Origin of the sequence: Bradyrhizobium ivorense, assembly GCF_900696085.1 — a bacterium.
GTDB lineage: Bacteria > Pseudomonadota > Alphaproteobacteria > Rhizobiales > Xanthobacteraceae > Bradyrhizobium > Bradyrhizobium ivorense.
Genome location: NZ_CAADFC020000014.1, coordinates 13,924 through 26,963, shown reverse-complemented (window position 1 = coordinate 26,963; position 13,040 = coordinate 13,924). Strand labels below are relative to the sequence as shown.

Below are 13,040 nucleotides of genomic sequence, written 5' to 3'. Positions count from 1 at the left end.
CGTTTCGCGCGGCGCTGCGAACAGGGTTAGCGAGCGGTTAACGCCGCCAGCACAGGGACGCGCGACGGTGCCTCGGAGGGCAGCGTCGCTTCCTCGACGGGGCGAGGTTCGCCGCGGGCGCTGACGATCAGGGCCGCGGCATCGCGCACCGAGAACGTCTTCGACTGCACGAACACGCGATAGTCGGACGGGCCGTCTTGCGAAAGGTAGATCACGGGGTCGTTTGGCCGCGGGTCGCTGGAGATCGCGACCAGCTGCGGCACGGCGCTGCTCTCGCAGGCGCCGGCTTCGCGATCGCCGATCGCCTCGCGATCGTCGACATCGTCGATCACGGTGAAGTCGGCGAGCTCGGCACTGTCGGTGATCTGAACGCGGACCGTGGCGCGGCGGGGATCATCGGTGAAGCTGACATGGGTGTGCGCGAGCCAGGGGTGAGAGGCGATCTGCAGCGCTGCGCCGCCGACCTCGATGCAGGGCCGCGGACCCGGCAGCAATTCGGCGCGGGCAAACACCGCGGCCGCGGCGAGGGGAAGCACCGAGGCCAGAACCTTGAAACGCAACATGACACCACTCGCTCGACCCAAGCGTCCCGCCGATCGCGGTCGCTTATGGTTTGCGGAGCGTAAATGAGAGTGGTTACCGTCGCGTTGACGCGACGCGAATCCGCACGAAAACGGGACGATTCACGCCGCGCGGCGCAGGTCGTCGGCCAATGCACGATAGGACAGCGCCTCGGCAAGGTGCAGCCGGCCGATCGTCTCGGCGCCGTCGAGATCGGCCAGCGTGCGCGCCACCCGCAGCACGCGGTGATAGCCGCGCGCGGTGAGGCGCATGTTGTCGGCCGCCTCGCGCAGCAGTTTTTGCCCGTGCGCATCCGGCTGCGCGATGGTCTCTAATAGCGCGCTCGGGCATTCCGCATTGGTGCGGACCTGCGGCAGGCCGGCGGCGGCATAGCGCGCGAGCTGGATGTCGCGCGCCGCCGCGACGCGGGCGGCGACCTCGGCCGATCCTTCCGCCGGCGGCGGCAGGATCAGATCCGCGGCGGTCACCGCGGGCACTTCGATCCGCAGATCGATGCGATCCATCAGCGGTCCGGAGATCCGCATCTGATAGTCGGCGGTGCAGCGGTCGAGCCTGCCGCGCTTGCAGGAATAGCCGGGCTCATACGCGTGGCCGCAGCGGCACGGATTCATCGCCGCGACCAGCATGAAGCGCGCCGGATAGGTGACGCGGTGGTTGGCGCGACTCACCGCGACCTCGCCGTTCTCCAGCGGCTGACGCAGCGAGTCGAGCACGCGCGGATCGAACTCCGGCAGCTCGTCGAGGAACAGCACGCCCTGATGCGCGAGCGAGATCTCGCCGGGCTTGGCGCGCATGCCGCCGCCGGTCAGCGCCGCCATGCTGGCGGAATGATGCGGGCTGCGGAACGGCCGCCGCGCGGTCAGCGCGCCGTCGCGGATCTCGCCGGCGACGGACGCGATCATCGAGACTTCGAGCAGTTCAGACGGCGACAGCGGCGGCAGGATCGAGGGCAGCCGCGCCGCCAGCATCGATTTGCCGGCGCCGGGCGAGCCGATCATCAAGAGATGATGTCCGCCGGCCGCCGCGATCTCGAGCGCGCGCTTTGCGCTTTCCTGGCCCTTGATGTCGCGCAGGTCCAAAAGCGCTTCCTCGCGCGCTTCGTTTTGTTCTTGCACCCTCGGCTGCGGGCGCGACAGCAGCTGGGTGCCCTTGAAGTGGTTGGCGATCTGGATCAGCGAGTTCGCCGCGATGATCTGGATGTCCGGGCTCGCCCACGCCGCCTCCGAGCCGCAGGCTGCCGGGCAGATCAGCCCCTCGTCGCGCGAATTGGCGCCGATCGCGGCCGGCAGCACGCCGGCGACCGGCGCGATCGAGCCGTCGAGCCCGAGCTCGCCGAGCACGGTGAAGCCGCCCAGGGCATCCGGCGGGATCGCGCCGATCGCCGCCATCAGGCCGAGTGCGATCGGCAGGTCGTAATGGCTACCTTCCTTGGGCAGGTCGGCGGGCGCGAGGTTGACGGTGATGCGGCGGGCCGGCAGCGCCAGCCCGGAGGCGATCAGCGCCGAGCGCACCCGCTCGCGCGCCTCCGACACCGCCTTGTCGGGCAGGCCGACGATCGCAAAGGCCGGCAGGCCGGGCGCGACCTGCACCTGCACGTCGACCGCACGGGCCTCGATCCCCTCGAACGCGACGGTGGAAACCCGCTGGACCATGCTGCCCCATTCTTCCGCCACCCAAGGTAGCGGAAAGGGGCGCTCAGCGCAAGAACATTACAGGAACGTTCGGGAGCGACGTACGCCGCCCCCGAACGATCGCCGTCACAGCTGCATCTGCATCGGCTCGGGATAGTAGTGAAAGCCCTCGCCGGCCTTGGCGACGTGGCCATAGCCCGGCCAGGCGAAGTGATAGGACATCACCGCGATCTTGTTCGCCGCCAGCATCTCCAGGAGCTTGACCCGCGACGCTGCCGCCTGCTTCGGATCGGTATCGTAGGAGAATTCCATCCGCGGACGCTCGAGCAAGAGCACCGCGTGATGCGAGAGGTCGCCGAGGAAGGCGAAGGATTTGCCGGCCGAGGTCACCATGAAGATGGTGTGGCCGACGGTGTGGCCGGGCGCCGCGATCGCCTGCACGCCGGGCAGGAATTCCTGGCCGTCCTTGATGAACACCAGGCGGTCCTTGACCGGCAGCAGGTTCTTGCGGGCATGCACGATGAAATCCTTCAGCGGGCTGCCCATCTTGCCTTCGTCGGTCCAGAACTCGTAATCGCTCTGGGTGATGTAGTACTGCGCGTTCGGGAACAGCGGCTTGTCATTGGCGTCGACGATGCCGCCGATGTGGTCGATATGGGCGTGCGACAGCACCACCGCGTCGATGTCGGCGGGCTTGATGCCGGCTTCCATCATGCTCTTCTGCTGCCGGCCGGTGGTCGGGCCGAACGCCTTCGAGGTGCCCATGCCGGTGTCGAACAGGATCAGCTTGTCGCCGGTGTTGACGATCGGCGAGTTCTGCTCGAGCACGACGTTGTCTGGATTGAGGAAGTTGTCGGCCAGCATCTTCTTGACTTCTTCCTTCGGCACGCCGGTGAAGGTGCCGGAGGGATCGCCGAGCGGCAGCGGGCCGTCGGAGACCACGGTGACTTCGGCCTCGCCCAGAACGAAACGGTGCCAGTAGGGCGTCTGTGTGCCCTGCTTCGGCGCGCGCGCCATCGCGGTGCCGCCGAGCAAGGTGCTGGCACCGAGACCGGCGCCGAGCGCGAGCAAGGATCGTCGTGAGACATTGAGCGTCATACGTCTTCCTCCATAGTCTTTTTGAGATTGTTCGCGTTGTTGCCCGCTCTGGCCCGCTGCTTGACCTGATGCAGGCAAGGCGATGCTGCGCTCGCCCGCGCAAGCTGGCAAGTGGTCTCATAAGGTCGAGCTTGCAAGCCGTCATCTCGTGCGAATGATTCGCAGGAGATGTCGTGCACGCTGCCTAAATCAGGTGCACGCTACTTTGCATGGGGTTGTTTTGTCGCTTTTGTTGCAACTCTGCCCGCGCGGCGAGCGCGCGATCAGGGCTTGGCGCGCTTCGCCTCGATCGCATCCCAGACCTTGGCCGCGACGTCGGGGCCGTTGAGCCGCTGGATGGCGCGGATGCCGGTCGGCGAGGTCACGTTGATCTCGGTGAGGTTGCCGTCGATCACGTCGAGGCCGACGAACATCAGGCCGCGCTCGCGCAGCGCGGGCCCGACGGTGGCGCAGATTTCGCGCTCGCGGTCGGAGAGCTCGGTTGCCGCGGCCGCGCCGCCGCGCACCATGTTGGAGCGCAGATCATCGGCGGCCGGCACGCGGTTGACGGCACCGGCGAATTCACCGTCGACCAGGATGATGCGCTTGTCGCCATGCTTCACCTCGGGAAGGAAGCGCTGGATCACCCAGGGCTCCTTGAAGGTCACCGAGAACATGTCGAACAGCGAGCCGAAATTCATGTCCTGCGGCATCACGCGAAACACCGCGGCGCCGCCATGCCCGTGCAGCGGTTTCATGACAACCGCGCCGTGCTGGTCGCGGAACGCGTTGATCTCGTCGAGCTCGCGCGAGATCAGGGTCGGCGGCATCAGCTGCGGAAAATTCATCACGAACAGCTTTTCCGGCGCGTTGCGCACGCTGGCCGGGTCGTTGACAACGAGCGTGTTCGGATGGATGCGCTCCAGAAAATGCGTCGAGGTGATGTAGGCGAGGTCGAACGGCGGGTCCTGGCGCAGCAGCACGACGTCGTAGCCGTTGAGCGCTTCGCGCTTGGCTTCGCCGAGCGTGAAGTGGTTGCCGACCTCGTCGCGCACGGTGAGCGGCTGCACCGGCGCCACCAGCTCCTCGCCGCGCAGCGACAGTCTGTCCGGCGTGTAATAGGAAATGCCGTGGCCGCGCTTCTGCGCCTCGAGCAGCAGCGCAAAGGTGGAATCGCCGCGGATGTTGATGCGCGCGATGGGGTCCATCTGGACGGCGACTTTCAGTTTCATGGAGCGTGTCCGCGGGTCTGAGGGTAAATTTTAAGGGCTTGCGTCGAATGCCGCTAACAGATGGCGCGGCAGGCTGCGCGGCGCAATCAGCACGGCATCGAATCTGAGGTCAAATTCGGCATGTTCGGGATGCGCCATCAGCCAGGCCTGGGCGGCATTGATGATGCGCTGCTGCTGGCGCGGTGTCACCGCATAGGCGGCGTCGTCGAGGCTGGGGCGCGCCTTGACCTCGACGAAGACGATCAGGCTGCGCCGGCGCGCCACCAGGTCGATCTCGCCATAGGGGGTGCGGAAGCGCTTGGCCAGGATGCGATAGCCTTTTGCGATCAAAAGCGCGGCGGCGCGGCTTTCGGCCGACAGGCCGGTGCGGAAGGCCGCAACGCGTTCGGGCGAGGCGCTGTCAGTCTTCGCCATCGCCGTCCCCGGTATCTTTGGCGAGCTCAAGTGCGCGGGCATAAACCTCGCGGCGCGGCCGCCCCGACAGTTCGACCGCATGCGCCACCGCGTCCTTGACACTGCCACGCGCGAGCTGCGCGCGCAGGAGATCGTCGAGCGCGTTTTGGTCCATCACGGCGGCATCGTCAGGCGGCGGCCCGACCACCAGCACGAACTCGCCGCGCGTTTCCAGCGCATCGGCGGCTGCGGCAAGCTCGGCGATCGGTCCGCGCGTGATCTCCTCGTGCAGCTTGGTCAGCTCGCGGCAGATCGCGACATCGCGGCCGCCCATGGCCGCGGCGAGATCGCGCAAGCTGTCCTGCACGCGATTGCCCGATTCGAACATCACCAGCGTCGCATCGATCCGGGCCAGGTCGCCGAGCCGAGCGCGGCGCGCGTGCTCCTTGGCCGGCAAGAATCCCTCGAAGAAGAACCGGTCGGTCGGCAGCGCCGCAACCGACAGCGCGGTCAGCACCGATGAGGCTCCGGGCACCGCGATCACCTTGTGTCCGGCGGCGCAGACCTCGCGCACCAGCTTGAAGCCGGGATCGGAGATCAGCGGCGTGCCGGCATCGGAGACCAGCGCGATCGAGGCGCCCTGCGCCAGCCGCTCCAGGATCTTTGGCCGTGCCTGCGCCGCATTGTGCTCGTGATAGGGCACGAGCTCGGCGCTGATCGCGTAACGCTCGGTCAGACGGCGGGTGATCCTGGTGTCCTCGCAGGCGATGACGTCGACACCGGCCAGCGTTTCCAGCGCGCGCAGGGTGATATCTGCGAGATTGCCGATCGGGGTCGCGACCAGATGGAGCCCCGCCGCGGCCCTGGGCGCCGAAAGCACCTGGCCGGCGATCGAAAAGGTTCTGTCCACAGCGCCCGCCGTGGCGTTCGAACTATGGAGGGAACTGGCTTTTGCGCGCATAATGCCAATCTAGAGCGACGGCAGCGCTTGCGCCACATCGGGAGGGATGTTGGCCGAAAGCTCGCTGTCCGGCTCGGAGGAATGTGGGCCTCGGCGGCGGCGCGGCAGGGCCATAATCCTTTTGTTTTAGTTAACTATTCGCCGACAATATGCCTGAATCCACCCGCCTCATCAGGCCGGAATGGAGTCCTGGCCGATCGAGGTCGGCCAAGAGAAGAGAGACGATGGAAGGCCCGCATCACCGCAAGTCCCCGCCGTCGGGCGTGACCCGGCGGACCGCGCTTGGCCTTATCGTGGGCGCGCCGCTGCTGTCGGCCTGTTCCGGCGTGCAGCAGAGCCTGAGCCAATTCACCAGCCCCTTCTCCGGACCGGAGGCGGGGCCGGCCGGCCCGCCGCAGCAACCGCAGGCGGTCGGCACCGGACAGGTCAAGGTCGGACTGATCCTGCCGCTGTCGGCCGCCGGCAATGCCGGCGTCGCCGCGCAGTCGATGCGGAACGCGGCCGAAATGGCGCTGGCGGAGTTTCAGAACCCCAACATCCAGCTCCTGATCAAGGACGATGGCGGCAGCGCCCAGGGCGCGTCGCAGGGCACCCAGCAGGCGTTGTCCGAAGGGGCCGAGATCATTCTGGGGCCGTTGTTCGCCGGCTCGGTGCCTGCCGCCGCGCAACTGACGCGGACGCGCGGCGTTTCCCTGATCGCGTTCTCGACGGATTCCAGCGTGGCCGGGCGCGGCGTTTATCTGCTCAGCTTCCTGCCGGAGTCGGATATCAACCGCATCGTCGACTATTCCGCAGGGATCGGAAAACGCTCGTTTGCGGCGATGGTGCCCGACAACGCCTACGGCAACGTGGTCGAGGCCGCGTTCAAGCAGGCGGTCGGCCGCAAGAACGGCCGCATCGTCGCGTTCGAGAAATACGGCGCGGATCGCGCGACGCCGGCGCGGTCCGTGGCGCAGGCGCTCGGCCAGGCCGATGCGCTCCTGATCGCCGATGACGGCGATTCGGTGGTCGCGACCGCCGATGCGCTGACCGCGGCCGGCGCCAATCTGCGCAACATCCAGATGCTCGGCACCGGCTTGTGGGACAATCCGCGGGTGGCCGCGAGCCCGGTGCTGCAGGGCGGCCTCTATGCCGCGCCGGATCCCGCCGGCTTCCGCAACTTCGCCGGCCGCTACCGCACCAAATTCGGCGGCGAGCCGGTGCGCACCGCAACCCTTGCCTATGACGCGGTGGCGCTGATGGCGGCGCTTGCCCGCACCCAGGGCGCGCAGCGCTTCGCGCCGGAGACGCTGACCAATCCGTCCGGCTTTGCCGGCATCGACGGCCTGTTCCGTTTCCGCTCCGACGGCACCAACGAGCGCGGCCTTGCGGTGATGAAGGTGGCGTCCGGCGGCGCCACTCCGGTCGCCGGCTCGCCGAAGAGTTTTGGCGCCTAAAGCGCGATGAGATTAGGTTGAATCGTCATCGCGCTTTAGCTCTTTGTTTGAGCATGATCTTTTCGGAAAACCGCTTCACACTTTTCCGGATCATGCTCTAGGTGGTGTGGACACTTACCGCAGCCAGAGAATGATGGCTGCGAGGGTGACGACCGCCCGATAATTTCGAGCGGTCTTTTCGAAGCGGGTTGCGACGCGGCGGAATTGCTTGAGCTTTGAGAAGCAGCATTCGACGAGGTGGCGCTGGGCATAGAGATACTTGTCGAGCGGATGCTTGAGCGCTCGTGACGGGTTGTTGGGGATGACGGCGAGCGCCCCTTTGGCTGCGATGGCTTGGCGCAAGTGATCGGCGTCATAGGCCGTGTCGCCCATGACCACCTCGGCAGGCAACCCCTCGATCAATTCGGCAGCTTGCGGTGCATCGCCCTTCTGACCCGCGGTGATCGTGAACCGTACGGGACATCCCAAGCCGCGAACGGCCATATGTATCTTGGTGCTCAGGCCGCCGCGCGAACGGCCAATTGCCTGATCTTCAGACCCCCTTTTTTGGCCCCGGCAGCATGCTGATGGGCTCGGACGATGGTGGAATCGACGATCAAATATTCGAAGTCGGGGTCATCGGACATCGCCTCGAAGATGCGGCACCAGACGCCTTTGGCGCTCCATCGACTGAAGCGCCGGAACACGCTGTTCCAGTCTCCGAACGCCTCCGGAAGATCACGCCAGGGAGCGCCCGTACGCACGATCCAAAGCACACCCTCCACGAACATCCGATTGTCGCGGCCGGTCGAGCCCTTCTGGTCAGGCCGGCCTATGATCAGCGGCGCCATCCGCTCCCACGCCGCGTCGCTCAACACCAGCCGATCCATCACACCCAAGACTGCCTCCCCAAAAGCAATCTTGAATCTGATTTGCCCCTAAAAGGGAATCCCTAGAGTCCACACCACCTAAGGCGAAATGACTTTCCATTGGATTGTGCCGCAGGCTCCGCTTCACCTCGCCCCGCGTGCGGGGAGAGGTCGAAACGCATCGCCAGATGCGTTTCGGGTGAGGGGGGCTCTCCGCGAACGCATTTATCGCCGTCTTCGCGGAAGCAGCCCCTCACCCCAACCCTCTCCCCGTAAGAACGGGGCGAGGGAGCAGCAACTTCACCTCGCCCCGCGTGCGGGGAGAGGTCGAAACGCATCGCCAGATGCGTTTCGGGTGAGGGGGAGTCTCCGCGAACGCAACTATCACCGTCTATGCGGAAGCAGCCCCTCACCCCAACCCTCTCCCCGTAAGAACGGGGCGAGGGAGCAACAGCACCTCAGCAGCCGGCGGACCAGTGACGGACGCGCGCGGCGAGCTAAAGCGCGATGAGATTGGGTTGAGCTGGAGAGGCAGCGGAGCTTCACCTCTCCCTTGGGAGAGGCATCGGCCGCGTTTCGCGGCCGTCCTTAGTGACGCCGAAGCGAAGCTTCGGCTATGGCGCAGCGCCGGGTGAGGGGTGACGGTCTCTCGTGAGAGCTGCGGCCCTCACCCGATTTGCTGCGCAAATCGACCTCTCCCCGTCGGGGAGAGGTGGACCGAACCCGCGGTCAAACCGATTCAACCCAATTCATCATGCTCTATCTGCCCGCGTAGGATTGCTTGAGGCCGAAGGTCAGGATCGACAGCGTGATCCAGAGCCGCAGCATCGCGAAGCTGAAGATGAAGGTGAAGTAGACCACGCTCTTGACCGGCTCGCTCACCGGCGAGGTCTGCCAGAACTGCCAGATCGCGTTGCGAACCAGCCCTTGCCCGAGGCTGAGCGCGATGTTGACCGTGCCGAGCGCGAGCACGGCGATCGCCAGCCAAAAGGCGTGCTGCGCCAGCGCCCTGACGGCGGCAAACAGCTCGACACGGCCGGCATTGCCCTCGGCATGGACGATGATCATGAGCACCAGCGCGGCGATGGCGGCACTCCAGTATCGCCCGGCATCGGTGAACTGGTCGAAGGCCATGCCGTCGAGGCCCGCCATCAGGTTCGGTGCAAACGTCGTGAAGCCGAGCGCGGCGGCAGCCGAGGTCGCCGCCGCCATCACCAGCGTGATCCGCCACAGGATCGACAGCGACAGCCTGATCTGCTCGGCGAGGCTCAAATCACCCAGCGACGACCGGCCGCCGGCGGCCTGGATCGAACGCCGCGCGGTCGCGAAGAAGGCGAGCAGCACGGAGACGTCGGCCAGCACGATGGCGGGAAGCGCCAGTCCCGCGCCCTTGCCATAGGCGACGATCCGCAGCGCCGCCGCCATGATCAGCCAGGGCAGGGCGGGGAAGGGGCGGAACGGACCGAACGAGGTTTCCGGGCGGGTTTTCCGGTAGGATAATTGCTGACGCAGTGCGATTGACATAGCGTGTGTCGTGCCACGCAACACCTAAAGCGTGCGTCACGGCGATCGCTAAAATTGACGGCAAGGCCTGCGGCAATCTGGCGCTGAGCCGCTAAAGCGCGATGAAATTGGCGCGATGAGATTGAGTTGAATCGTCATCGCGCTTTAGCTCTTTGTTTGAGCATGATCTCCGCGCAAACGCTTCGCGTTTGTCGCGAGGGAAAACCGCTTCACACTTTTCCGGATCATGCGTTATTCCTCGGGCTCGGTGGTGAACAGCAGCGGGTAGCCCTTGGCGCGTCCGGCGTCGGTGGCGCGCGTCGCCTTGGTCTCGGCAACGTCCTTGGTGAAGACCGCGACCACGCAGACGCCGCGCTGGTGCGCGGTCAGCATCACCTTATAGGCCTGGTCGTCGGTCATGCGGAATTCGCCCTTCAGCACCGTGACGACGAATCCGCGCGGCGTGTAATCGTCGTTGATCAGAATCACCTTGTGCAGGCGCGGCCGTTCGACCTTGGTCTTCGTCCTGGTTTTCGGTTTGACGACGGTATCGGGCATTGCCCGCCACCTCCTGACACGTTGCGCATCCGTAAGACTACTGCCTTCCGCTCCTTGTTGGAACCGGCCGATTTGCACGGGCTCCTTGCGGCAACGACACGGCGTGCAACGCGTTGTCGCTCCGCGGTGAGCGGCGTCTAACCTGAATGTGAAGGATAGATGAGATCAGCACTTTTCGCCGCCTGATTTGCGTGTCACCATGACACTCACACGACGGGAGGGCCGCGAATGCGCTGGTATGTCTCGATCGGAGCGGTGCTTGTCGCCGGCATGCTGGCCGGCGGCGATGTGGCGGGTGTTGCCGCGCCCAGCGTGGCTGCACAATCCGGCCACAGGTTTGCGGACAAGGAATCGAACCCGAGCGTCGATGTCGAGTTGATCATCGCGGTCGACGTTTCCTATTCGATGGACATGGACGAGCTCGCGGTGCAGCGCGAAGGCTACGCCCAGGCGATCATGTCCAAGGAATTCCTGCAGGCGCTGAAGGCCGGCCCGAACGGCAGGATCTCGATCACCTATTTCGAATGGGCCGCCTCCAAGGACCAGAAGCTCATCATCCCCTGGCGCGTGATCGACGGCCCGGAGACTGCGGATGCCGTCGCCGCCGAGATCATGAAGACGCCGGTCCGCCGCGCCTCGCGCACCTCGATCTCGGGTGCGATCTACTACGCGATCCCGATGTTCGACGAGAATCCGCATCGCGGGCTGCGGCGCGTGATCGATATTTCCGGCGACGGGCCCAACAATGACGGCATGCCGATCAGGCCGGCGCGCGATGCGGCGCTGGAGAAAGGCATCGTCATCAACGGCCTGCCGATCATGGTGAAGGAGCCGTCCTACTCCACGATGGATATCGAAAATCTCGACTACTATTACGAGGACTGCGTGATCGGCGGTCCCGGCTCCTTCGTGGTCTCGATCAAGGATCGCGAAAAATTCAAGGAGGCGATCCGCACCAAGCTGCTGCTCGAGGTCGCCGGGCGCACGCCGGAGCACCACGTCGTGCCGGTCGCCGACAAGGAGCCGCGGGTCAACTGCCTGATCGGCGAGAAGATCTGGCAGGACCGCTGGGGACGGTGAGGCGGTTGTTATAGGGACGCAGCTATATCTGCGATTGATCTGAACAGGATCAGCGGGTCATCCTTCGACGGGATGAATCCGCGTCGCTGCCAGAACGCGGCAGCCTCGCTGTCGACTGCATTCACGATCAATGCGCGGCCACCGATTAAGCTGGCGGCTGTGACGCAACGTTGCAGAGCATGCTTGAGCAGGCCGGTGCCGACCCCTTTGCCAACCCAACTCAGGTCCGTTGCAAGCTGTCCCAGCAGCAAGCAGGGCACGGGATCAGGCGGTTGACCAGTTCGGATGGCCCGCGGCAGGCTCGTCGGGACGATCGCGGTCGGTGCAAGGCCGTAGTAGCCGATCACGCGATTGGCTTCGTGGACCACCAAGACTGCTGTGAAGCCCTTTTCCTGATTTGAGAGCGCCCGTGTCTTGAGCCACCGGTCGAGCGATGGTTTGCCACAAGAGAATGGTTCGAGTTCATGCTCGCGCGTCAGCGGCTCGGGCCCAGAGATGGCCAGCCTCAGCTCCTTTTCTTCGCGGCACCGGTCTCCCATGGTGCAGCGCGCCGGAAAAGCTCCTGCATCTCCGGCACGGGCGTGATCGGCCCGGTCACGGCCGCCATGAAGGCTTTGAAGCCCGCGGGGCTCATCCGGATTGGGATTGTCTCCATCAACACATCTTCGGCGGCGCGAACGGCCGCTTCGCGCACGAAGTCGGTGCGTGAACGTCCACGCAATGTCGCCGCTCTGTCGATGATGGCGATATCCGCGTCGGGTAATCGCATGGAAAGTGGATGATCCTTGTGTCGAACATTCCGGGGCATGCGCAATCTCCTCCCTCGATAATCTAAGCTATGTAGCGCATTTTGCAATACGCTGAGGCTTTTGGTGACATTTGGCCCAAAGTCCGCTCGAGCGAACGCAGCGTCTGTAAGGCGGCGGCGCGTTCCCCGGACCCGATCAATCTCCAGATATCAGCGACGCGCTCCATCAGTCCGCCGATCGTCACCGGAAAGCTCGCCGCCGCGCTCAGCGCGCCCTTCTCATTAATCAGATACTGCCCATTCAGCGCGAACAGCACCTGGCCCAGGCAGGCCAGCGCGCGGTAGGCGCAGCCGGCGATGTGGGTGCCGTCGCCGCGCGGCAGTGCGAGCTCGGCATTCTCGATTCTGAACAGGATTTCCCATTGGAAGCGCCGGATCAGCGAATCGCGCAGCGCGTGCGGGTAGGGCTGTGTTTTCGCCTTCAGCGCCGCGATGCGGCCGGCGGGATCGTGCAGCGGCTTGCAGAGCGCGACCTCGCCCATCCAGATCGCCGAGCAGAAGCCGTGCGGATGGCCGGGCTGGTAGTGCATGGTGACATCGCCGTTCCGGCAGGCGTCGATCACCGCGCCGACCCGGTCGATGCTGCGGTAGAGCAGGTCGACCTTGCGGCCATCGATGGTGAGCCACGCGCCGCCGACGATCCACGGTCCCCATTCGCCGAGCGGCGTCACCTGCGCCGCTGATCCGTCGACGAGAGCGGTCACCGCCTCGCGCAGCCGATCGGTGTCGAGGCGGGCCGCATCCGCATAATAGAGGCCGATGTCGTGGTCGGATGCCGCATGCGCGGTGCCACGCGCCCGCGAGCCGCCGAGCACGATGGCGGCAACGCCTGGAACGCCGGCGAGGACGGGGATGATGCGCGCGAGAAGGGGATCGTCAGACATCGCGCGAGACTATAGCGAGGCGACCGCGCGCTCCGCTAGCCGCCCAT

14 protein-coding genes are annotated in these 13,040 nt (G+C 65.6%); 2 read left to right on the top strand and 12 right to left on the bottom strand.

Annotated elements, in window-relative coordinates:
- Positions 1–26 precede the first annotated feature (26 nt).
- The 6 genes from CI41S_RS19410 to rsmI all read right to left on the bottom strand — a co-directional run bounded on the left by CI41S_RS19410 (position 27) and on the right by rsmI (position 5,876).
- Complete coding sequence (locus CI41S_RS19410; RefSeq protein WP_139861126.1) at positions 27–563, bottom strand: hypothetical protein; 537 nt, start codon at positions 561–563, stop codon at positions 27–29.
- A 120-nt stretch (positions 564–683) separates the two neighbouring features.
- Positions 684–2,234: a YifB family Mg chelatase-like AAA ATPase gene (locus CI41S_RS19405; RefSeq protein ID WP_139861125.1), complete on the bottom strand. Its 1,551-nt coding sequence runs from the start codon at positions 2,232–2,234 to the stop codon at positions 684–686.
- Positions 2,235–2,339: 105 nt separating this feature from the next.
- Positions 2,340–3,311, bottom strand: a complete 972-nt coding sequence (locus CI41S_RS19400; protein WP_139861124.1) for an MBL fold metallo-hydrolase — start codon at positions 3,309–3,311, stop codon at positions 2,340–2,342.
- A 263-nt stretch (positions 3,312–3,574) separates the two neighbouring features.
- Positions 3,575–4,522 (bottom strand): glutathione synthase, encoded by a 948-nt coding sequence (gene gshB / locus CI41S_RS19395; protein ID WP_139861123.1) that lies wholly within the window; start codon positions 4,520–4,522, stop codon positions 3,575–3,577.
- Positions 4,523–4,552: 30 nt separating this feature from the next.
- A complete protein-coding gene (locus CI41S_RS19390; protein ID WP_139861122.1) occupies positions 4,553–4,936 on the bottom strand; it encodes a YraN family protein in 384 nt (127 codons plus the stop codon).
- On the bottom strand, positions 4,923–5,876 hold the full coding sequence (rsmI, locus tag CI41S_RS19385; RefSeq protein WP_139861121.1) for a 16S rRNA (cytidine(1402)-2'-O)-methyltransferase: 954 nt from the start codon (positions 5,874–5,876) through the stop codon (positions 4,923–4,925). The genes CI41S_RS19390 and rsmI overlap by 14 nt, the downstream gene beginning before the upstream one ends.
- A gap of 224 nt (positions 5,877–6,100) precedes the next feature.
- Between rsmI and CI41S_RS19380 the strand changes: the two genes are divergently transcribed.
- Positions 6,101–7,312 (top strand): penicillin-binding protein activator, encoded by a 1,212-nt coding sequence (locus CI41S_RS19380; protein ID WP_139861120.1) that lies wholly within the window; start codon positions 6,101–6,103, stop codon positions 7,310–7,312.
- A gap of 114 nt (positions 7,313–7,426) precedes the next feature.
- Here the strand turns inward: CI41S_RS19380 and CI41S_RS19375 are convergent.
- The 3 genes from CI41S_RS19375 to clpS form a co-directional block, all read right to left on the bottom strand.
- Positions 7,427–8,190 (bottom strand): IS5 family transposase gene (locus CI41S_RS19375; RefSeq protein ID WP_139860511.1). Its coding sequence is split into 2 segments (ribosomal slippage): positions 7,427–7,852 and positions 7,855–8,190, totalling 762 coding nucleotides; the frame shifts between segments, so codons are not numbered across the junction.
- A gap of 729 nt (positions 8,191–8,919) precedes the next feature.
- Positions 8,920–9,684: a hypothetical protein gene (locus CI41S_RS19370; RefSeq protein WP_244626602.1), complete on the bottom strand. Its 765-nt coding sequence runs from the start codon at positions 9,682–9,684 to the stop codon at positions 8,920–8,922.
- 231 nt (positions 9,685–9,915) lie between these two features.
- The gene (gene clpS, locus CI41S_RS19365) at positions 9,916–10,221 is read right to left on the bottom strand and encodes an ATP-dependent Clp protease adapter ClpS (RefSeq protein ID WP_139861119.1); all 306 of its coding nucleotides are present in this window, start codon (positions 10,219–10,221) and stop codon (positions 9,916–9,918) included.
- A gap of 228 nt (positions 10,222–10,449) precedes the next feature.
- On the opposite strand from clpS, the gene CI41S_RS19360 reads away from it, so the two are divergent.
- Positions 10,450–11,301, top strand: coding sequence for a DUF1194 domain-containing protein (locus CI41S_RS19360; protein WP_139861118.1), 852 nt, complete (start codon positions 10,450–10,452; stop codon positions 11,299–11,301).
- A gap of 8 nt (positions 11,302–11,309) precedes the next feature.
- On the opposite strand, the gene CI41S_RS19355 is transcribed toward CI41S_RS19360, so the two are convergent.
- Genes CI41S_RS19355 through CI41S_RS19345 form a run of 3 tightly spaced genes read right to left on the bottom strand, consistent with a single transcriptional unit; the run spans position 11,310 to position 12,993 of the window.
- Positions 11,310–11,840 carry a GNAT family N-acetyltransferase gene (locus CI41S_RS19355; protein ID WP_430642143.1) on the bottom strand — a complete coding sequence of 177 codons (531 nt, stop codon included), beginning with the start codon at positions 11,838–11,840 and terminating at the stop codon, positions 11,310–11,312.
- The gene (locus tag CI41S_RS19350) at positions 11,807–12,109 is read right to left on the bottom strand and encodes a type II toxin-antitoxin system TacA family antitoxin (protein ID WP_139486170.1); all 303 of its coding nucleotides are present in this window, start codon (positions 12,107–12,109) and stop codon (positions 11,807–11,809) included. The genes CI41S_RS19355 and CI41S_RS19350 overlap by 34 nt, the downstream gene beginning before the upstream one ends.
- 23 nt (positions 12,110–12,132) lie before the next feature.
- Positions 12,133–12,993 carry a nucleotidyltransferase domain-containing protein gene (locus tag CI41S_RS19345; RefSeq protein ID WP_139861117.1) on the bottom strand — a complete coding sequence of 287 codons (861 nt, stop codon included), beginning with the start codon at positions 12,991–12,993 and terminating at the stop codon, positions 12,133–12,135.
- Between the last annotated feature and the right edge of the window lie 47 nt (positions 12,994–13,040).

Bases quoted from the DNA above. Each gene is read 5' to 3' on its own strand.
- CI41S_RS19410 (WP_139861126.1), bottom strand. From the start codon at position 563: ATGTTGCGTTTCAAGGTTCTGGCCTCGGTGCTTCCCCTCGCCGCGGCC.
- CI41S_RS19405 (WP_139861125.1), bottom strand. From the start codon at position 2,234: ATGGTCCAGCGGGTTTCCACCGTCGCGTTCGAGGGGATCGAGGCCCGT.
- CI41S_RS19400 (WP_139861124.1), bottom strand. From the start codon at position 3,311: ATGACGCTCAATGTCTCACGACGATCCTTGCTCGCGCTCGGCGCCGGT.
- gshB (WP_139861123.1), bottom strand. From the start codon at position 4,522: ATGAAACTGAAAGTCGCCGTCCAGATGGACCCCATCGCGCGCATCAAC.
- CI41S_RS19390 (WP_139861122.1), bottom strand. From the start codon at position 4,936: ATGGCGAAGACTGACAGCGCCTCGCCCGAACGCGTTGCGGCCTTCCGC.
- rsmI (WP_139861121.1), bottom strand. From the start codon at position 5,876: ATGCGCGCAAAAGCCAGTTCCCTCCATAGTTCGAACGCCACGGCGGGC.
- CI41S_RS19380 (WP_139861120.1), top strand. From the start codon at position 6,101: ATGGAAGGCCCGCATCACCGCAAGTCCCCGCCGTCGGGCGTGACCCGG.
- CI41S_RS19370 (WP_244626602.1), bottom strand. From the start codon at position 9,684: ATGTCAATCGCACTGCGTCAGCAATTATCCTACCGGAAAACCCGCCCG.
- clpS (WP_139861119.1), bottom strand. From the start codon at position 10,221: ATGCCCGATACCGTCGTCAAACCGAAAACCAGGACGAAGACCAAGGTC.
- CI41S_RS19360 (WP_139861118.1), top strand. From the start codon at position 10,450: ATGCGCTGGTATGTCTCGATCGGAGCGGTGCTTGTCGCCGGCATGCTG.
- CI41S_RS19355 (WP_430642143.1), bottom strand. From the start codon at position 11,840: ATGGGAGACCGGTGCCGCGAAGAAAAGGAGCTGAGGCTGGCCATCTCT.
- CI41S_RS19350 (WP_139486170.1), bottom strand. From the start codon at position 12,109: ATGCCCCGGAATGTTCGACACAAGGATCATCCACTTTCCATGCGATTA.
- CI41S_RS19345 (WP_139861117.1), bottom strand. From the start codon at position 12,993: ATGTCTGACGATCCCCTTCTCGCGCGCATCATCCCCGTCCTCGCCGGC.